19 protein-coding genes, 2 tRNA genes and 1 other RNA gene are annotated in these 24,497 nt (G+C 50.5%); 15 read left to right on the top strand and 7 right to left on the bottom strand.

The window, feature by feature from the left end; all coding sequences use genetic code 11:
• Positions 1-276 precede the first annotated feature (276 nt).
• The 11 genes from D9742_RS07655 (at position 277) to D9742_RS07605 (ending at position 14,057) form a co-directional block, all read left to right on the top strand.
• Positions 277-4,020 carry a nitrate reductase subunit alpha gene (locus D9742_RS07655; RefSeq protein WP_130236495.1) on the top strand — a complete coding sequence of 1,248 codons (3,744 nt, stop codon included), beginning with the start codon at positions 277-279 and terminating at the stop codon, positions 4,018-4,020.
• Complete coding sequence (gene narH / locus D9742_RS07650) at positions 4,017-5,555, top strand: nitrate reductase subunit beta (RefSeq protein ID WP_046082940.1); 1,539 nt, start codon at positions 4,017-4,019, stop codon at positions 5,553-5,555. Before D9742_RS07655 ends, narH begins: the two co-directional genes overlap by 4 nt.
• Entirely contained in the window at positions 5,552-6,262 is a 711-nt protein-coding gene (gene narJ / locus D9742_RS07645) for a nitrate reductase molybdenum cofactor assembly chaperone (RefSeq protein WP_130236494.1), read from the top strand. The genes narH and narJ overlap by 4 nt, the downstream gene beginning before the upstream one ends.
• Positions 6,262-6,939 (top strand): respiratory nitrate reductase subunit gamma, encoded by a 678-nt coding sequence (narI, locus tag D9742_RS07640; protein WP_130236493.1) that lies wholly within the window; start codon positions 6,262-6,264, stop codon positions 6,937-6,939. The genes narJ and narI overlap by 1 nt, the downstream gene beginning before the upstream one ends.
• A gap of 237 nt (positions 6,940-7,176) precedes the next feature.
• The gene (locus tag D9742_RS07635; RefSeq protein WP_130236492.1) at positions 7,177-8,184 is read left to right on the top strand and encodes a 3-oxoacyl-[acyl-carrier-protein] synthase III C-terminal domain-containing protein; all 1,008 of its coding nucleotides are present in this window, start codon (positions 7,177-7,179) and stop codon (positions 8,182-8,184) included.
• Positions 8,181-9,197, top strand: coding sequence for an NAD(P)-dependent oxidoreductase (locus tag D9742_RS07630; protein WP_130236491.1), 1,017 nt, complete (start codon positions 8,181-8,183; stop codon positions 9,195-9,197). The genes D9742_RS07635 and D9742_RS07630 overlap by 4 nt, the downstream gene beginning before the upstream one ends.
• The gene (locus D9742_RS07625; protein WP_130236490.1) at positions 9,175-9,981 is read left to right on the top strand and encodes an MBL fold metallo-hydrolase; all 807 of its coding nucleotides are present in this window, start codon (positions 9,175-9,177) and stop codon (positions 9,979-9,981) included. The genes D9742_RS07630 and D9742_RS07625 overlap by 23 nt, the downstream gene beginning before the upstream one ends.
• Positions 9,978-11,267, top strand: a complete 1,290-nt coding sequence (locus tag D9742_RS07620; protein WP_130236489.1) for a F390 synthetase-related protein — start codon at positions 9,978-9,980, stop codon at positions 11,265-11,267. Before D9742_RS07625 ends, D9742_RS07620 begins: the two co-directional genes overlap by 4 nt.
• Positions 11,260-11,862 (top strand): phosphatase PAP2 family protein, encoded by a 603-nt coding sequence (locus D9742_RS07615; protein WP_130236488.1) that lies wholly within the window; start codon positions 11,260-11,262, stop codon positions 11,860-11,862. Before D9742_RS07620 ends, D9742_RS07615 begins: the two co-directional genes overlap by 8 nt.
• Positions 11,855-12,979, top strand: a complete 1,125-nt coding sequence (locus D9742_RS07610) for a sterol desaturase family protein (RefSeq protein WP_130236487.1) — start codon at positions 11,855-11,857, stop codon at positions 12,977-12,979. Before D9742_RS07615 ends, D9742_RS07610 begins: the two co-directional genes overlap by 8 nt.
• On the top strand, positions 12,966-14,057 hold the full coding sequence (locus D9742_RS07605) for an acyl-CoA desaturase (protein ID WP_130236486.1): 1,092 nt from the start codon (positions 12,966-12,968) through the stop codon (positions 14,055-14,057). Before D9742_RS07610 ends, D9742_RS07605 begins: the two co-directional genes overlap by 14 nt.
• Before the next feature lie 16 nt (positions 14,058-14,073).
• Here D9742_RS07605 and D9742_RS07600 read toward each other — a convergent pair.
• The 5 genes from D9742_RS07600 to D9742_RS07580 form a co-directional block, all read right to left on the bottom strand.
• A non-coding RNA gene (locus D9742_RS07600) (RtT sRNA) lies at positions 14,074-14,205 on the bottom strand.
• A 46-nt stretch (positions 14,206-14,251) separates the two neighbouring features.
• Positions 14,252-14,336: transfer RNA gene (locus tag D9742_RS07595), tRNA-Tyr, on the bottom strand.
• A gap of 138 nt (positions 14,337-14,474) precedes the next feature.
• Positions 14,475-14,559 (bottom strand) — tRNA-Tyr (locus D9742_RS07590).
• A 159-nt stretch (positions 14,560-14,718) separates the two neighbouring features.
• A complete protein-coding gene (gene purU / locus D9742_RS07585; RefSeq protein WP_130236485.1) occupies positions 14,719-15,561 on the bottom strand; it encodes a formyltetrahydrofolate deformylase in 843 nt (280 codons plus the stop codon).
• A gap of 49 nt (positions 15,562-15,610) precedes the next feature.
• Positions 15,611-16,069 (bottom strand): YchJ family protein, encoded by a 459-nt coding sequence (locus tag D9742_RS07580; RefSeq protein WP_130236484.1) that lies wholly within the window; start codon positions 16,067-16,069, stop codon positions 15,611-15,613.
• A gap of 112 nt (positions 16,070-16,181) precedes the next feature.
• Between D9742_RS07580 and rssA the strand changes: the two genes are divergently transcribed.
• The 3 genes from rssA (at position 16,182) to galU (ending at position 19,303) form a co-directional block, all read left to right on the top strand.
• Positions 16,182-17,093, top strand: a complete 912-nt coding sequence (rssA, locus tag D9742_RS07575) for a patatin-like phospholipase RssA (protein ID WP_130236483.1) — start codon at positions 16,182-16,184, stop codon at positions 17,091-17,093.
• Between the two features lie 86 nt (positions 17,094-17,179).
• Entirely contained in the window at positions 17,180-18,193 is a 1,014-nt protein-coding gene (rssB, locus tag D9742_RS07570; protein WP_130216020.1) for a two-component system response regulator RssB, read from the top strand.
• Between the two features lie 201 nt (positions 18,194-18,394).
• Positions 18,395-19,303: a UTP--glucose-1-phosphate uridylyltransferase GalU gene (gene galU, locus D9742_RS07565; protein ID WP_130236482.1), complete on the top strand. Its 909-nt coding sequence runs from the start codon at positions 18,395-18,397 to the stop codon at positions 19,301-19,303.
• A 142-nt stretch (positions 19,304-19,445) separates the two neighbouring features.
• On the opposite strand, the gene hns is transcribed toward galU, so the two are convergent.
• Positions 19,446-19,859, bottom strand: a complete 414-nt coding sequence (gene hns / locus D9742_RS07560; RefSeq protein WP_105289150.1) for a histone-like nucleoid-structuring protein H-NS — start codon at positions 19,857-19,859, stop codon at positions 19,446-19,448.
• Between the two features lie 601 nt (positions 19,860-20,460).
• Between hns and tdk the strand changes: the two genes are divergently transcribed.
• Positions 20,461-21,078, top strand: a complete 618-nt coding sequence (tdk, locus tag D9742_RS07555) for a thymidine kinase (protein WP_064528778.1) — start codon at positions 20,461-20,463, stop codon at positions 21,076-21,078.
• Positions 21,079-21,395: 317 nt separating this feature from the next.
• On the opposite strand, the gene adhE is transcribed toward tdk, so the two are convergent.
• On the bottom strand, positions 21,396-24,068 hold the full coding sequence (adhE, locus tag D9742_RS07550) for a bifunctional acetaldehyde-CoA/alcohol dehydrogenase (protein ID WP_130236481.1): 2,673 nt from the start codon (positions 24,066-24,068) through the stop codon (positions 21,396-21,398).
• Between the last annotated feature and the right edge of the window lie 429 nt (positions 24,069-24,497).

Genomic DNA, 24,497 nt, shown 5'->3' with positions numbered 1-24,497 from the left:
TAATATGTCATCCATGGGGGATACTCCTTAATACCCACCTGTCTAAAAATCCGAAGTGTATAAATATGGAATGGCATAAAAACCATTAAGTTACAGTCTATTAGATGTAAATTATTAATTACCCTTAAGGGGTATCTTAGGAATTTACTTTATTTTTCATCCCCATCACTCTTGATCGTTATCAATTCCCACGCTGTTTCAGAGCGTTACCTTGCCTTTAAACATTAGCAATGTCGATTTATCAGAGAGCCGACAGGCTCCCACAGGAGAAAACCGATGAGTAAATTCCTGGACCGGTTTCGCTACTTCAAACAGAAGGGCGAAACCTTTGCCGATGGGCATGGCCAGCTTCTCAATACCAACCGTGACTGGGAGGATGGATATCGCCAGCGTTGGCAGCATGACAAAATCGTCCGCTCTACCCACGGGGTAAACTGCACCGGCTCCTGCAGCTGGAAAATCTACGTTAAAAACGGTCTGGTGACCTGGGAAACCCAGCAGACTGACTATCCGCGTACCCGCCCGGACCTGCCAAACCATGAACCACGCGGCTGCCCGCGTGGTGCCAGCTATTCCTGGTATCTCTATAGCGCCAACCGCCTGAAATACCCGATGATGCGCAAACGCCTGATGAAAATGTGGCGTGAAGCGAAGGCGCTACATAGCGATCCGGTTGAGGCATGGGCTTCTATTATCGAAGACGCCGATAAAGCGAAAAGCTTTAAACAGGCGCGTGGACGCGGTGGTTTTGTTCGTTCTTCCTGGCAGGAAGTGAACGAACTGATCGCCGCATCTAACGTTTACACCATCAAAAACTACGGGCCGGACCGTGTCGCTGGCTTCTCGCCAATTCCGGCAATGTCGATGGTTTCTTACGCATCGGGTGCGCGCTATCTCTCGCTGATTGGTGGTACCTGCTTAAGTTTCTACGACTGGTACTGCGACCTGCCTCCAGCATCTCCACAAACCTGGGGCGAGCAAACTGACGTACCGGAATCCGCTGACTGGTACAACTCCAGCTACATCATCGCCTGGGGTTCAAACGTGCCGCAGACGCGTACCCCGGATGCTCACTTCTTTACTGAAGTGCGTTACAAAGGCACCAAAACTGTTGCCGTCACCCCTGACTACGCTGAAATCGCCAAACTGTGCGATCTGTGGCTGGCACCGAAACAAGGTACTGATGCTGCAATGGCGCTGGCGATGGGCCACGTGATGCTGCGTGAATTCCACCTCGACAACCCAAGCCAGTATTTCACCGACTATGTGCGTCGCTACACCGACATGCCGATGCTGGTGATGCTGGAAGAACGCGACGGTTACTACGCTGCGGGCCGTATGCTGCGCGCTGCCGATCTGGTTGATGCGCTGGGCCAGGAAAACAATCCGGAATGGAAAACTGTCGCCTTTAATACCAATGGCGAAATGGTTGCGCCGAACGGTTCTATTGGCTTCCGCTGGGGCGAGAAGGGCAAATGGAATCTGGAGCAGCGCGACGGTAAAACCGGCGAAGAAACTGAGCTGCAACTGAGCCTGCTGGGTAGCCAGGATGAGATCGCTGAAGTGGGCTTCCCGTACTTTGGCGGCGACGGCACTGAACACTTCAACAAAGTGGAGCTGGAAAACATTCTGCTGCACAAACTGCCGGTAAAACGCCTGCAACTGGCCGACGGTAGCACCGCTCTAGTGACCACCGTTTACGATCTGACGCTGGCAAACTACGGCCTGGAACGTGGCCTGAACGACGTTAACTGCGCAACCAGCTATGACGATGTCAAAGCTTACACTCCGGCGTGGGCCGAGCAGATTACCGGCGTTTCTCGTAGCCAGATTATCCGTATTGCTCGTGAATTTGCCGATAACGCGGATAAAACACACGGTCGTTCGATGATTATCGTCGGTGCGGGTCTGAACCACTGGTATCACCTGGACATGAACTACCGTGGTCTGATCAACATGCTGATTTTCTGCGGTTGTGTCGGTCAGAGCGGTGGCGGCTGGGCGCACTATGTAGGTCAGGAAAAACTGCGTCCGCAAACCGGCTGGCAGCCGCTGGCGTTTGCCCTTGACTGGCAGCGTCCGGCGCGTCACATGAACAGCACCTCTTATTTCTATAACCACTCCAGCCAGTGGCGTTATGAAACCGTGACTGCGGAAGAACTGCTGTCGCCGATGGCGGATAAATCCCGCTATACCGGACATCTGATCGACTTTAACGTCCGTGCAGAACGCATGGGCTGGCTGCCGTCTGCGCCGCAGTTAGGCACTAACCCGCTGACTATCGCTCGCGAAGCAGAAAAAGCCGGGATGAATCCGGTGGACTATACGGTGAAATCTCTGAAAGAGGGTTCCATTCGCTTTGCTGCGGAACAGCCGGAAAACGGCAAAAACCACCCGCGTAACCTGTTTATCTGGCGTTCTAACCTGCTCGGTTCTTCCGGTAAAGGTCATGAGTTTATGCTCAAGTACCTGCTGGGGACAGAGCACGGTATCCAGGGCAAAGACCTGGGTCAGCAGGGCGGCGTGAAGCCGGAAGAAGTGGACTGGCAGGACAATGGTCTGGAAGGCAAGCTGGATCTGGTGGTGACGCTGGACTTCCGTCTGTCGAGCACCTGTCTCTATTCCGACATCATTTTGCCGACGGCGACCTGGTACGAAAAAGACGACATGAATACTTCGGATATGCATCCGTTTATTCACCCGCTGTCTGCGGCGGTCGATCCGGCCTGGGAAGCGAAAAGCGACTGGGAAATCTACAAAGCTATCGCGAAGAAATTCTCCGAAGTGTGCGTCGGTCATCTGGGTAAAGAAACCGACATCGTCACGCTGCCGATCCAGCACGACTCTGCCGCTGAACTGGCGCAGCCGCTGGATGTGAAAGACTGGAAAAAAGGCGAATGCGACCTGATTCCAGGTAAAACCGCTCCACACATTATGGTCGTAGAGCGCGATTATCCGGCGACTTACGAACGCTTTACCTCTATCGGCCCGCTGATGGAGAAAATCGGTAACGGCGGTAAAGGGATCGCCTGGAACACCCAGAGCGAAATGGACCTGCTGCGTAAGCTCAACTACACCAAAGCGGAAGGCCCGGCGAAAGGTCAGCCGATGCTCAACACCGCAATAGATGCGGCAGAGATGATCCTGACGCTGGCACCGGAAACCAACGGTCAGGTAGCCGTGAAAGCCTGGGCTGCCCTGAGCGAGTTTACCGGTCGTGACCATACGCATCTGGCGCTGAATAAAGAAGACGAGAAGATTCGCTTCCGTGATATTCAGGCACAGCCGCGCAAAATTATCTCCAGCCCGACCTGGTCAGGGCTTGAAGATGAACACGTTTCTTACAACGCCGGTTACACCAACGTTCACGAGCTGATCCCGTGGCGTACGCTCTCTGGTCGTCAGCAGCTGTATCAGGATCACCAGTGGATGCGTGATTTCGGTGAAAGCCTGCTGGTTTACCGTCCGCCGATCGATACCCGTTCGGTGAAAGAAGTGATGGGCCAGAAATCCAACGGCAATCCGGAAAAAGCGCTCAACTTCCTGACGCCGCACCAGAAGTGGGGGATCCACTCCACTTACAGCGACAACTTACTGATGCTAACACTGGGGCGCGGTGGTCCGGTAGTCTGGCTGAGTGAAGCCGATGCCAAAGATCTGGGCATTGCCGACAACGACTGGATTGAAGTCTTCAACAGCAACGGTGCGCTGACTGCCCGTGCGGTTGTCAGCCAGCGTGTTCCGGCAGGGATGACCATGATGTACCACGCGCAGGAACGTATCGTTAACCTGCCTGGTTCGGAAATTACCCAACAGCGTGGCGGTATCCATAACTCGGTCACCCGTATCACGCCGAAACCGACGCATATGATCGGCGGCTATGCCCATCTGGCATACGGTTTTAACTACTACGGCACCGTAGGTTCTAACCGTGATGAGTTTGTTGTAGTGCGTAAGATGAAGAACATTGACTGGTTAGATGGCGAAGGCAATGACCAGGTACAGGAGAGCGTAAAATGAAAATTCGTTCACAAGTCGGCATGGTGCTGAATCTCGATAAGTGCATCGGCTGCCACACCTGTTCAGTTACCTGTAAAAACGTCTGGACCAGCCGTGAAGGCGTGGAATACGCGTGGTTCAACAACGTGGAAACCAAGCCGGGCCAGGGCTTCCCGACTGACTGGGAAAACCAGGAAAAATACAAAGGCGGCTGGATCCGTAAAATCAACGGCAAACTGCAGCCGCGCATGGGTAACCGCGCCATGCTGCTGGGTAAAATCTTCGCTAACCCGCATCTGCCGGGGATCGACGATTATTACGAGCCGTTCGATTTTGACTACCAGAACCTGCATACCGCACCGGAAGGCAGCAAATCGCAGCCGATTGCCCGTCCGCGTTCGCTGATTACTGGCGAACGGATGGCGAAAATCGAAAAAGGGCCGAACTGGGAAGATGACCTGGGCGGTGAGTTCGACAAACTGGCGAAAGACAAGAACTTCGACAACATCCAGAAGGCGATGTATAGCCAGTTCGAGAACACCTTCATGATGTATTTGCCGCGTCTGTGCGAACACTGCCTGAACCCGGCATGTGTGGCGACCTGCCCGAGCGGGGCTATCTACAAACGTGAAGAAGATGGCATCGTCCTGATCGATCAGGATAAATGCCGTGGCTGGCGTATGTGCATTACCGGATGCCCGTACAAAAAAATCTACTTCAACTGGAAGAGCGGTAAGTCGGAGAAATGTATCTTCTGCTATCCGCGTATTGAAGCCGGTCAGCCGACAGTTTGCTCCGAAACCTGTGTCGGTCGTATCCGTTATCTCGGCGTGCTGCTGTACGATGCCGACGCAATTGAACGTGCGGCCAGCACCGAGAACGAGAAAGATCTCTACCAGCGTCAACTGGACGTGTTCCTCGATCCGAACGATCCGAAGGTCATCGAGCAGGCGATTAAAGACGGTATTCCGCTGAGCGTTATTGAAGCCGCACAGCAGTCGCCGGTTTATAAAATGGCGATGGAATGGAAACTGGCGCTGCCGCTGCACCCGGAATATCGCACATTGCCGATGGTCTGGTACGTGCCGCCTCTGTCGCCGATTCAGTCTGCGGCAGATGCGGGCGAGTTGGGCAGCAACGGCATTTTGCCAGACGTCGAAAGCCTGCGTATCCCGGTACAGTATCTGGCGAACCTGCTGACCGCAGGCGATACCCAACCGGTTCTGCGTGCGCTGAAACGCATGTTGGCAATGCGTCATTACAAACGTGCTGAAACCGTTGACGGTAAAGTTGATACCCGTGCGCTGGAAGAGGTCGGTCTGACCGAAGCTCAGGCACAGGAGATGTACCGTTATCTGGCGATTGCTAACTACGAAGATCGCTTTGTGGTGCCGAGTAGTCATCGTGAACTGGCGCGGGAAGCCTTCCCGGAGAAAAATGGCTGCGGCTTTACCTTTGGTGATGGCTGCCACGGTTCAGATACCAAATTCAATCTGTTCAACAGCCGCCGTATCGATGCCATCGACGTGACCAGCAAAACGGAGCCGCATCCATGATCGAACTCGTGATTGTATCGCGTCTCCTTGAATATCCGGATGCTGCCTTATGGCAGCATCAACAAGAGATGTTTGAGGCGATTGCCGCGTCGGAAAATCTGTCGAAAGAAGATGCCCATGCGCTGGGCATTTTCCTGCGCGATTTAACGACGATGGATCCGCTCGATGCCCAGGCGCAGTACAGCGAACTGTTCGACCGTGGTCGCGCCACGTCACTGTTGCTGTTTGAACATGTGCACGGCGAATCCCGCGACCGCGGCCAGGCGATGGTGGACCTGCTGGCGCAGTACGAGCAGCACGGCTTGCAGTTAAACAGCCGTGAACTGCCGGACCATCTGCCTCTGTACCTGGAGTATCTGGCGCAGCTGCCGCAAATCGAAGCCGTGGAGGGTTTGAAAGATATCGCGCCGATTCTGGCGTTGCTGAGTGCGCGTCTGCAACAGCGTGAAAGCCGTTATGCCGTGCTGTTTGATCTGCTGCTGAAACTGGCGAATACCGCTATCGACAGCGACAAAGTGGCGGAAAAAATAGCTGATGAAGCGCGCGATGATACGCCGCAGGCGCTGGATGCCGTCTGGGAAGAAGAGCAGGTTAAGTTCTTTGCAGACAAAGGTTGTGGTGATTCAGCAATCACTGCACATCAGCGTCGCTTTGCCGGTGCCGTCGCGCCGCAATATCTGAATATCACCACCGGAGGACAGCACTAATGCAATTCCTGAATATGTTCTTCTTTGATATCTACCCGTACATTGCCGGGGCGGTCTTCCTGATTGGTAGCTGGCTGCGTTATGACTACGGGCAGTACACCTGGCGCGCGGCGTCCAGCCAGATGCTGGACCGCAAAGGGATGAACCTGGCGTCGAACCTGTTCCATATCGGTATTCTGGGGATTTTTGTCGGTCACTTCTTCGGTATGCTGACGCCGCACTGGATGTATGAAGCCTGGCTGCCGATTGAAGTGAAACAGAAAATGGCGATGTTTGCTGGTGGTGCCAGCGGCGTGCTGTGTCTGATTGGCGGCGTGCTGTTGCTGAAGCGTCGTCTGTTCAGCCCACGCGTGCGTGCAACGACTACCGGAGCGGATATCCTGATCCTTTCACTGCTCGTTATCCAGTGCGCGCTGGGCCTGCTGACCATTCCGTTCTCCGCCCAGCATATGGACGGTAGCGAGATGATGAAACTGGTTGGCTGGGCGCAGTCGGTAGTGACCTTCCACGGTGGCGCTTCTCGACACCTTGATGGTGTGGCGTTTATCTTCCGTCTGCACCTGGTGCTGGGGATGACGTTATTCCTGCTGTTCCCGTTCTCGCGTCTGGTACACATCTGGAGCGTCCCGGTGGAGTATCTGACACGTAAGTATCAGCTGGTGCGCGCTCGCCACTAAGCACGACAAAGTGCCTGATGCGCTGCGCTTATCAGGCCTACGAAAATTCTGCAATCTATTGAATTAACAGATTTTTGTAGGCCGGATAAGGCGGTCACGCCGCATCCGGCATAACGCAACGCACGTTGTCAGCCTGCTGAAATCGCCAGTTACACACTGCCGATTTTTCGGATTGTAGGGAAACGTACCTCATCTATATGATGGGTCCACCTATGGAGCAGTGAAGGAGCACTGACCGTGGTTCGACCTAATCAACCAACGATCTCTGCGGCGATAAAAATAATCGCCACGGGGATCGCCTTACCCCCTGATAAAATCACTTCTCAACAACTGGATGTTCAGTTAAATAAACCTGCAGGCTATGTTGAGCGACGTTCCGGCATTTGCTGGCGCTATTTTGCCCGTAACGACGCCAGCCAGGCTGAACTGGCGGCAAAGGCTTTGCATAATGCCTTATCAGCGGCTGCCTTAAAGCCTTCTGATATTGATCTGCTAATTTGTGCGTCAGCGATAGCCGTACAGGCATTACCCTGTAGCGCAATTCATATTCTCAAGGCCGCAGCGATGCCTGCAGGCGTTGCTGGGTTTGATATCAACAGTAGTTGCGTGAGCTTTATTTCCGCTCTGGAAGTCGCTGGCGGATTACTTAACTGTGGGGCATACCGGCGAATTGCCATCGTCTCGGCGGATATTGCTTCACGTGGTATCGACTGGGATCATGAAGAGTCTTCATTAATTTTTGGTGATGGCGCGGCGTGCACGATTGTTGAGCGGGGCGATGGGCGCAGCGGTATTATCGCCAGTCTGATCGAAATGTATCCCGAAGGTAACGAGCTTTGTGAAATTCGCGCTGGCGGCACACGGTGTAATCCACGGTCAGGCGTTTGTGACAGCGACTTTCTTTTTCATATGCAGGGGAAACCGCTGTTTCGTTTTGCTTCTTCGCTTATTGAAAACTATTTTTCTCGCTTGCTACAAAAAAGCGGCCTGCAACTGGCTGATATCGGCACGGTCGTCCCGCACCAGGCCAGCCATCTTTCTCTTGAACATATGCGTAAACGGCTGCGAGTGCCGGAGTCTGCGCTCATTGATGTCTACCGTTTCTACGGCAATCAGGTCGCGGCTTCCATACCCACGGCGCTGCATGAAGCGGTGATTAGCGGTCGTTTTGTTGCGAATAAACCTGCGATGTTGATTGGCACGGCGGCGGGATTAACACTGGCAGGCATGGTGCTTTTACCGTGAAAATCCTCCTGACGGGGGCGACCAGCGGCCTCGGGCGAAATGCCGCACAATATTTGTTGGAGTCGGGTGTTTCGGTCGTGGCAACAGGGCGAAATCGCGAGGTCGGTAAAATCCTGACAAGCGCAGGCGCGCAGTTTGTGGCTCTCGATTTAACCGAGGCAACCGAGGATGACTGCGCCCGCTTGATGGAGGGTTGCGATGCCGTCTGGCACTGTGCGGCAAAGTCCTCGCCCTGGGGCGACAAAACGGCGTTCTGGCTTGCCAATGTCAAAGCGACCCAAACTCTGGCACAGGCGGCAGGCAGGCTGAATATTCCCCGGTTTATCCATATCTCCACCCCTGCGGTTTACTTTGATTTTCAACATCACTATGACCTGCAAGAAACTTATCTTGCGCGAGCATTCTCCAGCCATTATGCGAGTAGTAAATATGCTGCTGAGCAGGTTATTACCGGGGCCGTTTCGCAATACCCTGCCACGAGATTTATTCTTTTGCGTCCCCGTGGTTTGTTTGGCCCTCATGACCAGGTGATTGTTCCTCGCCTGATGCAGCAACTACAGCAGGGCGGCGGTAACTTACGTTTGCCACGCGGGGGGGAAGCGTTACTGGATCTCACGTTCGTGCAAAACGTGGTGTATGCCATGCAACTGGCAACGCAGGTTGAAGGATTACGCTCGGGCAGTATTTACAACATCAGCAATCATCAGCCGCAGAAATTATCTGTAATGCTTGACGCCTTGCTGCGCCAGCAACTGGGATTGAGCTACCGAATTGCTACCGTTCCGTGGCCGTTGCTTTCTCTGGTCGCGCGCGGCCTGGAACTGTACGGAAAATGCGTGAATCAGGAACCTGTCATCACACGTTACAGCGCCGGAACAGTCTGTTTTGATATGACCCTGAGTGCGCAAAAGGCCATTACAGAGCTGGGATATCGCCCGCGCTTTTCGATGGAGCAAGGTATTGCAATCACGGGACAATGGCTGAGGGAACATGGCAAAAATAACCGCATTTGAAACGGGCTGGTGTACCCATATTGGCTGCATTGCGCTGAAAGGAGCAGGGCTGAAAGTGTGTAAATTCCCCGCCCGCGCCTGGCTGCTGGAAGTGGGCGATAAACGCTGGCTGTGGGACACCGGCTATTCATCGTGGTTCGAACACTACACGCAATCTGGTGTGTTTCGTCTTTATCGCCGGGTCACGCCAGTTTACTTCGATCCGCAACAAGCGCTGGTGCGGCAACTTTCTGCCGTCGGCCTCGCAGCGAAAGATGTTGATGCGATTATTTTGTCGCATTTTCATGCCGATCATATTGCTGGCCTGCGCGATTTCCCTGATGTTGCCTGCATCTGTTCTGGTGAAGGCTGGCGGCAGGTAAGAACGCTGCGTGGCGTAGCCGCACTGCGTCAGGCCTTTGTGCCAGGACTGATCCCGGAGAATTTTGAATCCTCACTGCGCTTTATTGAGAGTTTTGCATCGGTGAATTTGCCCCCTGAACTGGCACCGTTTGAAAGTGGCTATCTGCTGCCAGAAAGCAATGGCGAAATTATCCTCGTGCCGCTTCCTGGTCATGCTGGCGGACATATTGGTGCATTTGTTCAGACAGACGACGGCTGGACTTTACTGGCTGGCGATGCCGCATGGGCGCCTGCTAACTATCAGGAGCTACGAGGACCTTCACCGCTGGCGCATCTGGTTATGTCTGACAGCCACGCCTACTACCGCACGCTTGGGCAATTACATCAGCTTTGGCAAAACGGCGCCGTGGAGATTCGTTTGTGCCACGAGGGGGATTTATGATCCCGTTGGCTTTGCTCTGGCGCTACTTTCGTACCCGCAGGCTGCATTTTACCGATCGCCAGGCGCTGGAAAACTGGCAGGCAAAAAGGCTGCATTTGTTCCGGCAAAATGTCTTGTCTAAAAGCCCGTGGTTTCAGCGTTATCTGGCATTGCCCTTTAACCAGTGGCCGTTGATGGACAAAGCGTTAATGATAGCGCATTTCGATGAGATGAATACCGCGGGTTTAAAGCGCGACGAGCTTCTCGATTGTGCAATGCGCAGTGAGCAGAGTCGTGATTTCAAACCCTGCGTGGGCAAGTTCAGCGTAGGGCTTTCATCAGGTACGTCCGGGCGTCGTGGGCTTTTTGTTGTTAGCCCGCACGAGCAACAGATGTGGGCTGCCGGTGTGCTGGCAAAAGTGTTACCAGACGGTTTATTTGCCAAAGAGCGGGTGGCGCTGTTTTTGCGCGCGGACAACAACCTCTATCAAAGCGTGAATAATCGCTGGTTAAGTCTCGATTTTTACGATCTGCTAGCGCCATTTCAGGCGCAACTCAAACTTCTGCAACAGCGAGCGCCCACGATTATTGTCGCGCCAGCTCAGGTATTACGTGCACTCGCGCTGGCGGTCATTGCCGGAGAGTTAACGCTAAAGGTCAAAAAAGTGATTTCGGTGGCGGAAGTTCTGGAGCCGCAGGATCGGGAATTACTGCGTAGCGTGTTTAGCAATGTGGGTGAAATTTATCAGGCGACAGAAGGCTTTCTCGCTTCCACCTGTCATTGTGGCACCTTACATCTCAACGAAGAATTTGTTCACATTGAACCGCAATGGCTGGATGAACGCCGTTTCGTGCCAATCGTCACAGACTTTAGCCGCACCACACAGCCGATAGTGCGTTATCGACTGGATGACGTGCTGGTGGCAAGCGAACAGCCATGCCTCTGTGGCAGTGCAACAATGGCGATTGCACGTATCGAAGGGCGGCAGGATGACCAACTGCAACTACCAACAAGATCCGGCGAGATTCAGACCGTTTTTGCCGATGCCTGTAGTCGTGTGCTGGCGATGACGCTACCGCTAACAGCCGATTATCGCCTGCTACAAACCGGGCCAGCACAATTGACGTTAATAGCAGATTGCGAATGGGAGATGCTGGAGCATTGCCGGGAAGCGTTGAATGCCTTGTTTATACGCCAAGATATCGCTGCCGGGCAATTAATTTGGTCGCTGGAATCGCAAACGGTGCCAGTCGCTTTTGCAGCCAAGCGTCGGCGGATTGTGCGTCAGTGGGGCGGGAATGAGTAATCTACTGCTACGCCTGAAACAGATGCTGCTTGGCTGGGGAACCGTTGGGATAATCTACAACTTTAGCGACTACCTGCAAGGTGAAGGGTATCAATTAACCCCGTCAGTAATTGATAATTTGATTGCATTTTCACCTTCTGCCGTGTGGCTGTATCTCTCGTTTTTTTTAATTGTGCCGTTAGGTTATTTATCCACGCCACTTTGCCACCTGCGCTGGCTGGCCCGTTCAATGCAACTTTCGGCACTGGTGGCAGGCGTGTTTTATCTTCTCTGGCCCACAACCATGCAATATCCCTCGTTTGATCAGTCGGGGATATCTGCGGGTGCACTTAATGGGTTGATCGCCATTGACTCAAGTCAGAACTGTTTTCCCTCCTTACACGCCGCGCTCACGCTGTTGGCGGTATGGGCGATTGCCAAAAAGGGGAACCGTTGGCTGACGCTGATGAGCGTGGTCTGGGCGATAGCGATCGGCTTTTCGATTCTGCAATTACGCAGACATTTATTTATCGATTTAGTAGGCGGCGCGTTGCTGGCGTCGATTTGCGGTTGGATATGCGCAACATGCGAGAAAAGGAAGACGCAATATGAGTGATTTATTATTCCCCATCATTTTGATGGTGCTGTTGGTGTTAGCCGAAGCGGGCGTATTGCAAATCACCGGGCGGCAAAAAGTGGACTGGCTGGACGTGATTTTTAATATCAACTCCGGTCATATGATGCTGTGGTTATTTCGCTGCCTGGAAGTGCTCTGCTATGGCCTGGTGGTCAATCACTTCAGCCTTGGAATGTTTGATAATGCACCGGTGATCCTGCTGTGGCTGTTTACTATTCTGGCGTGGGATTTCGGCTTTTACTGGCTACATCGCTGGCATCACGAAGTGCGCCCGCTGTGGGCGGTACATGTGGTGCATCATCAGGGGGAACACTACAACCTGTCATTAGGCGTGCGGAACTCGTGGTACTCCTCGTTAACCTCAATCCCGTTCTTTATGCTGCTGGCGATGCTTGGTGTACCGTTGCAGGTCTTTTTGGCGGTTTCTATTCTTCACTACAGTTGGCAGTTTTTTAACCATAACGCGCTAACGCCGAAACTGGGCTGGCTGGAAAAAGTGCTGATCACGCCTTCGCATCATCGCGTTCACCACCTGAATGAAAAGCAATATGCCGATACCAATTACGGCGGCACCTTTCTGTTGTGGGATAAGCTTTTTGGTTCGTATAACGCCGGGCCGGATCATGACGTGGCCTACGGCGTAAAAAATAGTCGCTTGTCCTGCAACCCGATGCGCGAGAGTAACCTGCCATTTTTACGCTTAATGGGCTTTCACTCTGTTGGCCAGGTGATTGAACGTCGCTACCAGAGTTCACCGTGGGCGGTAGGGACAGGGGTGATCCTGCTGTTTATGCTGGTGCTTGGCTACATCCAGCAATACGGCTATGGCATTGAGTTTATTACCAGTGAGCAGGCTGTATTTTTTGTGCTCCTGGTAGCTGGGTCAGTAGCTCTGGGGGGCATGAGTGATGGACAGCGTTGGGGAATGATTTTGTGGTGTTCGGTGACGCTGTCACTGCTCTATTTTATTGTTTATATGTGTTCGTGGAGCACTCTGCTCTGGAAGGGATTAGCAGGCATTTTGCTGGCCCATTGTGTGTTATTCGTGACGGGTGTGGGTCGTAAGTCGTTAAGGAAACGCTATGAACCTGTTTAAGCCCGACAGGTTAATCACTTTTCCTGCTGATGATCCGCAACTGGTGAAGCAGCTGCAAAACGATACGAAAGTCTATCTGGCGAAATCAGGCGATCATCGGTATGCCGACGGCTGGGCATTTGCCAAAATGCTGGCACTGATTATCGCCTGTCTGTTCTGTTATTTGCTGGTGTTGTCTCAAAGTCAGTGGGAGCTGTATCTGTTGTGGTATCTGGCAATGATGTTTTGCGCCATGCTGTTGGCGGTCAATGTAGTGCATGACGCTTCGCACGATGCGTTTTTGCGCGGTAAAAAGGCCAATGCGTGGCTTAATCGGTTAGTCGCTTTTCCTATAGGGCTTGATCCTGACTGCTGGCGGGTACGGCACGTTCGCTTTCATCACGGCTTCACCAATATTGAATTTTACGATCCTGACACCGCAGAAAATGGCATTCTTCGCCAGACGCCGTGGCAACGGTGGCAACCTTTTATGCGCCAGCAGCATCGCTACTGGCCACTGGTCGCGGCGCTCACCTTTCCCTGGTATATCTGGGTAGTGGACTGGCTCGATCGCGCAGGGGTTACGCCAGTAACGCGACATCTGGCCCTGCGTGGTTTTGCTGGCTGGGGGTATTTCTTAGCCGGGAAATTGGCGCATTGTGCGCTGTGTCTGATACTTCCCTGGCTTATGACTGAATTTGGTTTTATGACCATCCTGCTGACTTATCTGCTCAGCCAGTTGCTGGCATCGCTTATCTTTGTGATGTTGATTATCGGAACGCACTGGGCGAAGGGGCATACACAGTTACCGCCAGAAGAGGGCAAAATGGCCGTGGGCAGGCTGGCGCATACCTTTGCCACTACCTTTGACTGGACGCCGCAACCTGCATGGCTTGGCTACTGGCTGGGCGGGATTAATTTGCATCTTACCCATCATCTGTTTCCTCACTGGCATCATCGACATTATCCGGCACTAAGCCGCATTATTGCGCAAATCGCCAGCCAGCAAGGGCTGGATTATCAGTTGTTGACGTTAGCGGATTTGCTGAGGTTACAGCAGCAGTTTTTACGGCGAATGGGGGAGAAGCCGATAGATTGAGAAACGAATTAAGAGATGGTGGTGGGGGAAGGATTACTCAGCGCTACGCGCTTCGCCCTTCGGGTCGTTGCCTGCGGCAACGCTCTCTCGCTGGCGCTCGAGTCGAACCTTAGTCGAAGCTTCTTGTCCTTCCCCGCATGGGCAGAATATTTAATTGCGGATTCGTTGGGGAGTTCGGGAATTTTTGAAAGTAATGGTGGTGGGGGAAGGATTCGAACCTTCGAAGTCGATGACGGCAGATTTACAGTCTGCTCCCTTTGGCCGCTCGGGAACCCCACCAAGGGTAATTCATATTTTGAGGTAATGCTTGAGATGGTAGTGGGCGAATGATTATTCGTCGCTTCGCTCCTCACCCTTCCCCGATGAGCGCAAACTTTCACAATCTCACCGAAGTTACCACATCACTGTGGTGAATAATGGTGGTGGGGGAAGGATTCGAACCTTCGAAGTCGATGACGGCAGATTTACAGTCTGCTCCCTTTGGCCGCTCGGGAACCCCACCACGGGGTAATGCTTTTTACTGGCCTGCTCCCTCGCTGGGAAGCGGGGCGCATCATATCAAATGACGCGCCGCTGTAAAGTGTTACGTTGAGAAAAATGAACTGGTTGCATAATTTTCATCCGTAACGGATTAAAGGCAACCAGTTATTTTTGCTGGCGATTAAAGAATAATCGTTCGGTTGCCGTAAACAAAGACGCGTTGGGCCAAAACCTGGTAAAGCGCACGGCTTAATACGTTTTTCTCGACATCACGACCTGCACGCATCATATCTTCGGCCGTGTAGGTATGATCGACATGAATAACGTCCTGCATGATGATTGGGCCTTCATCCAAATTGTCATTCACGTAGTGTGCCGTTGCGCCAATAATCTTCACGCCGCGTTCATAAGCCTGATGATAGGGACGTGCGCCGATAAACGCTGGCAGGAATGAGTGGTGAATATTGATAATTTTGTTCGGGAAACGAGCGACAAACTCCGGCGTCAATACCCGCATATATTTCGCCAGCACCACATAATCAGGTTGATGCGCTTCAATGGCATCCGCCATCTTCTGATCGTGCTCGTTGCGGCTTAACCCTTCATGGCTTACCAGTTCAAACGGAATATCAAAACGTTCCACCAGAGAACGTAAAGTTTCGTGGTTACCAATAACCGCAGCGATTTCAACATCCAGGCCACCATAGTTGGCTTTCATCAGCAGATCGCCCAGGCAATGTGCTTCTTTCGTGACCAGAATCACTATCCGGCGGCGACCTGCGGGATTCAGTTCACGCACTGAACCTTCTGGCAGCGCACCGTCGAGATCTGCCAGCAGGGTGGCATCATTAAAAATGCCTTCCAGCTCCGTGCGCATAAAAAAGCGCCCGGTACGGTGGTCAACAAATTCATTGTTCTGCACGATGTTTAACTCATGCTTGTAGCAAATATTGGTAATACGCGCGATAAGGCCTTTTTGATCAGGGCAAATAGTACGCAGAACTTTACGTTGGAGTGAATGCATTGCTGGAAAAACCTTGTTGAGAGTGTTTGCTAAACCGTACCGTCAACCTTTATTGGCCGCAGCACTTTTTAAATTTTTTACCTGAACCACAAGGGCAGGGATCGTTGCGACCAAACTGCGGACGTGTACCATCAATATAGTACCACTGGCCGTTTTCTTTCAAAAATCGCGAACGCTCAATAATCGCCCCGGATTTACCCTTCTCAGTAAAACGAGCGACAAAACTGACATAACCTACGTCGTCACCTTCGTGATATGAACGTTCAAATACGGTCAACCCTAACCATTCGGTATGCGCAAATCCGGCAATCAATTCAGCACGTAACGCCGAGGCGCCACAGGATGGATGCCAGGTTTTAATCAAATAATCTGCGTCGCACATCACAAAAGCGCAGTAACGCGAACGCATAAGACGTTCGGGATCTGGTGCAACCATTTCACCAGACACATAAGGGTGGCAACATAGGCTATACTCGACAGCACTACCACAGGGACAAAGCTTAGACACAAATAATCTCCCTGGAAACAATAACGGCGTTTTAACCGCCGGAGTAGCACTATGTTAACCGAGCGGTAGCGATGTGGCTACGGCTGCATTCCAGGGGACGCTTTCAGGAACAATGAGAAAAGTAAAAATAGGGCTGGCGCTGGGATCCGGTGCGGCACGAGGATGGTCGCATATTGGCGTCATTAATGCGCTTAAAAAAATGGGCATTGAAATTGATATCGTCGCAGGATGTTCAATTGGTTCGCTGGTAGGCGCAGCCTATGCCTGTGATCGATTATCCGCTCTGGAAGAGTGGGTTACCTCTTTTAGTTATTGGGATGTTCTACGACTGATGGACCTCTCCTGGCAGCGCGGTGGGCTGCTACGCGGTGAGCGTGTGTTCAATCGGTATCGTGAAATAATGCCGGAAACAGAAATCGAAAATTGTTCACGGCGCTTCGCGGCAGTCGCCACCAATTTAAGCACAGGGCGCGAATTATGGTTTACCGAAGGCGATCTCCATCTCGCTATTCGTGCATCCTGCAGTATTCCGGGTCTGATGGCGCCGGTCGCGCATAACGGCTACTGGCTTGTTGATGGCGCAGTCGTCAATCCCATTCCTATCTCTCTTACTCGTGCATTGGGCGCAGATATCGTAATTGCGGTTGATCTCCAGCACGACGCTCACTTAATGCAGCAAGATCTTCTTTCATTTAATGTCAGTGCTGAAAATGGTGAGAGTGAAGATGATCTACCCTGGCATGCGCGGCTGAAAGAGCGGCTAAGTAGTATTACTGCGCGTCGAGGCGTCACGGCACCGACAGCAACAGAGATTATGACTACTTCTATTCAGGTATTGGAAAATCGCCTTAAAAGAAACCGTATGGCAGGGGACCCGCCTGATATTCTGATTCAACCCGTTTGCCCACAGATTTCCACGCTCGATTTTCATCGTGCGAAGGCTGCCATTTCGGCAGGACAATTGGCGGTTGAGAAGAAAATGGATGAACTTTTACCGCTAGTTCGAACTAACGTTTTGACCTGATTTTTTATCTACACTTAAGTTAATTCTGACAGGCACTGATGGCAATAGCATGCCACTATTGAATAAAGCCAGTCAGGGGAGAGAACATGACGCAGCCATTGGTCGGAAAACAGATTCTCATAGTTGAAGATGAGGCAGTATTTCGCTCGCTTCTGGATTCGTGGTTTTCCTCATTGGGAGCGACAACGGTACTGGCGGCTGATGGGGTGGATGCCCTTGAGCTACTGGGAGGTTTCACACCCGATCTAATGATATGTGATATTGCAATGCCGAGAATGAACGGCCTGAAACTTTTGGAACATATTCGCAACCGGGGTGACCAAACACCTGTCCTGGTTATTTCTGCTACAGAAAATATGGCTGATATTGCGAAAGCGTTACGTCTGGGAGTGGAAGATGTTTTGCTGAAACCAGTTAAAGATCTCAACCGCCTGCGCGAGATGGTTTTTGCGTGTCTTTATCCCAGCATGTTTAATTCGCGCGTAGAGGAAGAAGAACGGCTTTTTCGCGACTGGGATGCGATGGTGGATAATCCCACTGCGGCTGCTAAATTATTACAAGAATTACAGCCGCCGGTTCAGCAGGTGATTTCCCATTGCCGGGTTAATTATCGCCAACTGGTAGCCGTTGATAAACCGGGTCTGGTGCTTGATATTGCAGCTCTTTCGGAAAACGATCTGGCTTTTTATTGTCTCGATGTAACTCGTGCCGGACATAATGGCGTCCTTGCCGCTTTGTTATTACGCGCGCTGTTTAATGGGTTATTACAGGAACAGATTGCCCACCAAAATCAGCGTTTACCAGAGTTGGGGGCGTTATTGAAGCAGGTAAACCATTTACTGCGGCAGGCCAATCTGCCTGGTCAGTTTCCGCTATTAGTCGGCTATTATCATCGTGAATTAAAAAATCTCATTTTGGTTTCCGCTGGCCTGAATGCAACGTTAAATGCTGGTGAACACCAGATTCAAATCAGTAATGGCGTTCCGTTAGGAACATTAGGCAACGCCTATTTGAATCAATTGAGCCAGCGATGTGATGCCTGGCAATGCCAAATTTGGGGGACAGGTGGAAGACTGCGCTTGATGTTGTCTGCGGAATGAGCAAACGATTATATGGGATAAAATTGCATTACGCACTGATGTCGGCTGGTGGTACTATCGTCGCCATTCGTTTAAGTAATTGTCTTAATTATGTTAACTCGCCTCCTTTTCAGAACCAGGCCTTGTCAGGGTACTGATATACTGGGATGCGACACAGAAATATGAACACGTTCAATACACGAACAGTCCAGGAGAATTTAAATGGCTGCCATTAATACGAAAGTCAAAAAAGCCGTTATCCCCGTTGCGGGATTAGGAACCAGGATGTTGCCGGCGACGAAAGCCATCCCGAAAGAGATGCTACCGCTTGTCGATAAGCCATTAATTCAATACGTCGTGAATGAATGTATTGCGGCTGGCATTACTGAAATTGTGCTGGTCACTCACTCATCTAAAAACTCTATTGAAAACCATTTCGATACCAGTTTTGAACTGGAAGCAATGCTGGAAAAACGTGTAAAGCGCCAGTTGCTTGATGAAGTGCAGTCCATTTGTCCACCACACGTGACTATTATGCAAGTTCGTCAGGGGCTGGCGAAAGGTTTGGGTCACGCAGTATTGTGTGCTCACCCGGTAGTGGGTGATGAACCTGTGGCTGTTATTTTGCCTGACGTTATTCTGGATGAATATGAATCCGATTTATCGCAGGATAACCTCGCAGAGATGATTCGTCGCTTTGATGAAACTGGCCATAGCCAGATAATGGTGGAGCCTGTTGCTGATGTGACGGCATACGGTGTTGTGGATTGCAAAGGTGTGGATTTAGCGCCTGGCGAAAGTGTACCGATGGTCGGCGTGGTAGAAAAACCGAAAGCAGATGTAGCACCGTCTAATCTTGCAATTGTAGGTCGTTATGTTCTCAGTGCTGATATTTGGCCGCTGCTGGCAAAAACCCCTCCGGGAGCAGGTGATGAAATTCAGCTCACCGACGCGATTGATATGCTGATCGAAAAAGAAACGGTTGAAGCCTATCATATGAAAGGGAAGAGCCATGACTGCGGTAATAAATTAGGTTACATGCAGGCCTTTGTTGAATACGGTATTCGTCACAACACACTGGGTACTGAATTTAAAGCCTGGCTTGAAGAAGAGATGGGCATTAAGAAGTAACATCCATCGCGATGTTTTCTAAGAAACGGCATTGAGTGATCAATGCCGTTTTTTATAGCGTATTCTTATCAAAGAGTCTTAAAACGGACAATAAAAAATCCCGCCAATGGCGGGATTTTAAGCAAACATAATCAAGAAAAGATTATTGCTTGATCAGGAAATCGTCGAGGGATTTACCTTGCTCATCCATTGCTTTTTTGATTACAGCCGGAGTACGACCCTGGCCAGTCCAGGTTTTGGTTTCGCCGTTTTCGTCAACGTAGCTATATTTAGCCGGACGCTGTGCGCGTTTAGCTTTAGTGCCAGATTTAACAGCAGCAATGCTATTCAGCAGTTCATTCGGGTCAATACCGTCAGCGATCAGCATTTCACGATATTGCTGCAGTTTACGAGTACGCTCTTCAACTTCAGCAGCAGCTGCGCTTTCTTCTTCGCGACGTTCGTTAACGACAACTTCTAATTTTTCCAGCATTTCTTCCAGCGTTTCAAGTGTACATTCTCTTGCCTGCGCACGAAGAGTACGGATGTTGTTCAGAATTTTAAGTGCTTCGCTCATTGTAGTAATCTCAAACTTATATTGGGGTGGTTTGTTGAGGTAATAATAGAGCCTTAAATTCAGTTGTGCAATAGCCAGGAATGTAAGGAATTCAAAATTGTTCTTTATTTCGTACCGCCAATAAATATCTTTTCATAAAATTAGCCAGAAATGACGTGGCATTTAGCCCTATTTACATCGATGCTTTCGCATCACTTAAGGTTAAAACTTCCTGATTCATGTCACATTTTATGTGGAGATTAACATGCACTGGTGTCTTTACACTCTTGGGTATTAGCCCTGTTTATGAAAATCCCCTATTAAGCGAATGATGAAAAGTAGAACAGTCGCAATAAGTGCAAGGACTTCGTATTGCGCTATCCAGGAGGCTAGCAGGGGTTATTACGTGCGCAACAGGTTAAAGATTGTGAATAGTTACTAAGAGTCATTTACGCGGTTATAACAAGCAAAGCAGTGGCAAAGATAGCTCTGAAGGATTATGTCGTCCATCCGTAATGGATGACGAATATACTACTTCTGTGCGCACTGTTACGCTGTAAAACTGACGAATTATGATAAACTCCAGCCAACTTTATTTCATATCATTGAGGGCCTGTGGCTGATGGCGCAGCTATATTTCTACTATTCCGCAATGAATGCGGGTAAGTCTACGGCATTGTTGCAATCTTCATACAATTACCAGGAACGCGGTATGCGCACTGTCGTATATACGGCGGAAATTGATGATCGTTTCGGGGCAGGGAAAGTCAGCTCACGTATAGGTTTGTCATCACCTGCAAAATTATTTAACCAAAATTCATCATTATTTGATGAGATTCGTGCGGAACACGAACAGCAGACAATTCATTGCGTACTGGTTGATGAATGCCAGTTTTTAACCAGACAACAAGTATATGAATTATCGGAGGTTGTCGATCAACTCGATATACCCGTACTTTGTTATGGTTTGCGTACCGATTTTCGCGGTGAATTGTTTGTTGGTAGCCAATACTTACTGGCATGGTCAGACAAACTGGTCGAATTAAAAACTATTTGTTTTTGTGGCCGCAAAGCAAGCATGGTGCTACGTCTTGATCTGGCGGGTAGACCTTATAACGAAGGTGAGCAGGTGGTTATTGGTGGTAATGAGCGTTATGTCTCGGTTTGCCGTAAACACTATAAAGAAGCGTTAGAAGTTGGCTCTTTGACGGCGATTCAGGATAATCATCGGCACGACTAATAAAATTTTCTTTACTGGCAGGGTAAATAGGGCGCTTTTATCCTGTCAGTCCGCTTTACTAACTTCTTCTGAGTCATCATCCTTTCTCTACCCTTAATCATCATTCAACGTACCACAGAACGATTTTAGTGCGTCGATGCCTCATTACCTACGAGGCAGCGTTATTTGTCGATAACCTCGCTTTGTGCTCATTTTCCGACAATGTAAACATGATGAATTAATACAGCTGAATTATTTGAGTTTACATAGCCGTTCTTTGTCTGAAACAAAAAACGGCCCCAAATGGGACCGTTTATGATGTTATGCAGAGCTACTAATTAAGCGGATTTTTTCGCTTTTTTCTCTGCTTTAGCCGGAGCTGCTTCTTTAGCAACGGCTGCGCCTTCTACGTAATCACGACCGTAGTAGGTGTCCAGCAGAATCTGTTTCAGCTCGGAGATCAGCGGATAACGCGGGTTAGCGCCGGTGCACTGGTCATCGAATGCATCTTCAGACAGTTTATCAACGTTTGCCAGGAAGTCAGCTTCCTGAACTCCAGCTTCACGGATAGATTTCGGAATACCCAGTTCAGCTTTCAGCGTTTCCAGCCATGCCAGCAGTTTCTCGATCTTAGCAGCAGTACGGTCGCCCGGTGCGCTCAGACCCAGATGGTCTGCAATTTCAGCATAACGACGACGTGCTTGCGGACGGTCGTACTGGCTGAATGCAGTCTGCTTGGTCGGGTTGTCATTTGCGTTGTAGCGGATAACGTTACAAATCAGCAGGGCGTTTGCCAGACCATGCGGAATGTGGAACTGGGAGCCCAATTTATGCGCCATTGAGTGACATACACCCAGGAAGGCGTTAGCAAACGCGATACCTGCGATAGTTGCCGCACTGTGAACACGTTCACGCGCTACCGGGTTTTTAGAACCTTCGTGGTAGGACGCTGGCAGATATTCTTTCAGCAGTTTCAGCGCCTGCAGAGCCTGACCATCAGAGAACTCAGAAGCCAGTACAGAAACATATGCTTCCATGGCGTGAGTTACTGCGTCCAGACCACCGAAAGCACACAGGGACTTCGGCATGTCCATAACCAGGTTGGCGTCAACAATTGCCATATCCGGGGTCAGTGCATAGTCTGCCAGCGGATATTTTTGGCCAGTTGCGTCATCGGTTACAACTGCGAACGGTGTTACTTCAGAACCAGTACCGGAAGTCGTGGTGACAGCGATCATTTTCGCTTTCACACCCATTTTCGGGAACTTGTAGATACGTTTACGGATGTCCATAAAGCGCAGCGCCAGTTCTTCAAAATGAGTTTCCGGATGCTCATACATCACCCACATGATCTTCGCGGCATCCATCGGGGAACCACCACCCAGCGCGATAATCACGTCTGGTTTGAAGGAGTTCGCCAGTTCTGCACCTTTACGAACGATGCTCAGAGTTGGGTCAGCTTCAACTTCGAAGAAAACTTCAGTTTCTACGCCAGCTGCTTTCAGTACAGAAGTGATCTGGTCAGCATAGCCGTTGTTGAACAGGAAGCGGTCAGTCACGATGAGCGCACGTTTGTGGCCATCAGTAATCACTTCATCCAGCGCGATTGGCAGAGAGCCACGGCGGAAGTAGATAGATTTCGGAAGTTTGTGCCACAACATGTTTTCAGCTCGCTTAGCAACGGTTTTCTTGTTGATCAGGTGTTTCGGACCAACGTTTTCAGAGATGGAGTTACCACCCCAGGAACCACAACCCAGAGTCAGGGAAGGCGCGAGTTTGAAGTTGTACAGGTCACCGATACCACCCTGAGAAGCCGGGGTGTTGATCAGGATACGGGCAGTTTTCATTTTCTGACCGAAGTAAGAAACGCGTGCCGGCTGGTTATCCTGGTCGGTGTACAGGCAAGAGGTGTGACCGATACCGCCCATAGCAACCAACTTCTCTGCTTTCTCTACCGCGTCTTCGAAATCTTTCGCACGGTACATTGCCAGAGTCGGGGACAGTTTTTCATGAGCGAATGGTTCGCTTTCATCAACAACAGTCACTTCACCGATCAGAATCTTAGTATTTTCTGGTACAGAGAAGCCTGCCAGTTCAGCAATTTTATAAGCTGGCTGACCAACGATAGCTGCGTTCAGCGCGCCATTTTTCAGGATAACGTCCTGAACAGCTTTCAGCTCTTTGCCCTGCAGCATGTAGCCGCCGTGGGTGGCAAAACGCTCACGTACAGCATCATAGACAGAATCAACAACAACAACAGACTGTTCAGAAGCACAGATTACGCCATTGTCGAAGGTTTTGGACATCAGTACGGAAGCAACTGCACGTTTGATATCAGCAGTTTCATCGATAACAACAGGAGTGTTACCCGCGCCTACGCCGATCGCCGGTTTACCGGAACTGTATGCGGCTTTAACCATGCCTGGACCACCGGTCGCAAGGATCAGGTTGATGTCTGGGTGGTGCATCAGTGCGTTGGAGAGTTCAACAGACGGTTGATCGATCCAGCCAATCAGATCTTTTGGTGCACCAGCAGCGATAGCAGCTTGCAGAACGATATCAGCAGCTTTGTTGGTTGCATCTTTAGCACGCGGGTGTGGTGAGAAAATGATGGCGTTACGGGTCTTCAGGCTAATCAGAGATTTGAAGATAGCGGTTGAAGTCGGGTTAGTTGTTGGAACGATACCGCAGATAATACCAATTGGTTCAGCGATAGTGATGGTGCCGAAAGTGTCGTCTTCAGACAGAACACCGCAGGTCTTTTCATCTTTATAGGCGTTATAGATATATTCAGAAGCAAAGTGGTTTTTGATCACTTTATCTTCAACGATACCCATGCCGGATTCGGCAACGGCCATTTTTGCGAGTGGGATTCGAGCATCTGCGGCAGCCAGAGCGGCGGCGCGGAAGATTTTGTCTACTTGCTCTTGAGTGAAACTGGCATATTCACGCTGGGCTTTTTTTACACGCTCTACGAGTGCGTTAAGTTCAGCGACATTAGTAACAGCCATAATGCTCTCCTGATAATGTTAAACTTTTTTAGTAAATCATCTGCTCGAATACGAGAGTATAGTCAGTGCGATGATGATTTGCTTAACCTTTGAAAATCAAAATCTTACTCGTGCTCACACTCACTGTGATTTACTAAAAGAGTTTAAACATTAGAGTCATTTATCTCTAATGCGTCACTTCCAGGTGGCGTAAGCAAGATTACTCACTTCTGGGTACCGATTAAGTGATCCAGATCAAAATTTCGCGAAGCTGACACCTTTCAGCTCCGCTTTTAGCCATAATAGCTAATAGTTAATAAATTGTAGTATTAATTGTTGGCTACCTTAGCATGTTTTGTACGACTAGATAACAATAATGAATGATAGTAATTTTAGATAGTTAGGAGGTGAAAAATGCTGACAAAAGGCGTATTGTCAGCACGGATTTTT

The sequence above is a fragment of the Escherichia sp. E1V33 genome (genome assembly GCF_004211955.1).
Taxonomy (GTDB): Bacteria; Pseudomonadota; Gammaproteobacteria; order Enterobacterales; family Enterobacteriaceae; genus Escherichia.
Note: the sequence above shows the minus strand (reverse complement) of the source record. Positions and strands in the feature narration are given on the sequence as shown.

Excerpts from the sequence above, each read along its gene's own strand:
- D9742_RS07655 (WP_130236495.1), top strand. The coding sequence starts at position 277 with ATGAGTAAATTCCTGGACCGGTTTCGCTACTTCAAACAGAAGGGCGAA.
- narH (WP_046082940.1), top strand. The coding sequence starts at position 4,017 with ATGAAAATTCGTTCACAAGTCGGCATGGTGCTGAATCTCGATAAGTGC.
- narJ (WP_130236494.1), top strand. The coding sequence starts at position 5,552 with ATGATCGAACTCGTGATTGTATCGCGTCTCCTTGAATATCCGGATGCT.
- narI (WP_130236493.1), top strand. The coding sequence starts at position 6,262 with ATGCAATTCCTGAATATGTTCTTCTTTGATATCTACCCGTACATTGCC.
- D9742_RS07625 (WP_130236490.1), top strand. The coding sequence starts at position 9,175 with ATGGCAAAAATAACCGCATTTGAAACGGGCTGGTGTACCCATATTGGC.
- D9742_RS07620 (WP_130236489.1), top strand. The coding sequence starts at position 9,978 with ATGATCCCGTTGGCTTTGCTCTGGCGCTACTTTCGTACCCGCAGGCTG.
- D9742_RS07615 (WP_130236488.1), top strand. The coding sequence starts at position 11,260 with ATGAGTAATCTACTGCTACGCCTGAAACAGATGCTGCTTGGCTGGGGA.
- D9742_RS07610 (WP_130236487.1), top strand. The coding sequence starts at position 11,855 with ATGAGTGATTTATTATTCCCCATCATTTTGATGGTGCTGTTGGTGTTA.
- D9742_RS07605 (WP_130236486.1), top strand. The coding sequence starts at position 12,966 with ATGAACCTGTTTAAGCCCGACAGGTTAATCACTTTTCCTGCTGATGAT.
- purU (WP_130236485.1), bottom strand. The coding sequence starts at position 15,561 with ATGCATTCACTCCAACGTAAAGTTCTGCGTACTATTTGCCCTGATCAA.
- rssA (WP_130236483.1), top strand. The coding sequence starts at position 16,182 with ATGAGAAAAGTAAAAATAGGGCTGGCGCTGGGATCCGGTGCGGCACGA.
- rssB (WP_130216020.1), top strand. The coding sequence starts at position 17,180 with ATGACGCAGCCATTGGTCGGAAAACAGATTCTCATAGTTGAAGATGAG.
- galU (WP_130236482.1), top strand. The coding sequence starts at position 18,395 with ATGGCTGCCATTAATACGAAAGTCAAAAAAGCCGTTATCCCCGTTGCG.
- hns (WP_105289150.1), bottom strand. The coding sequence starts at position 19,859 with ATGAGCGAAGCACTTAAAATTCTGAACAACATCCGTACTCTTCGTGCG.
- tdk (WP_064528778.1), top strand. The coding sequence starts at position 20,461 with ATGGCGCAGCTATATTTCTACTATTCCGCAATGAATGCGGGTAAGTCT.
- adhE (WP_130236481.1), bottom strand. The coding sequence starts at position 24,068 with ATGGCTGTTACTAATGTCGCTGAACTTAACGCACTCGTAGAGCGTGTA.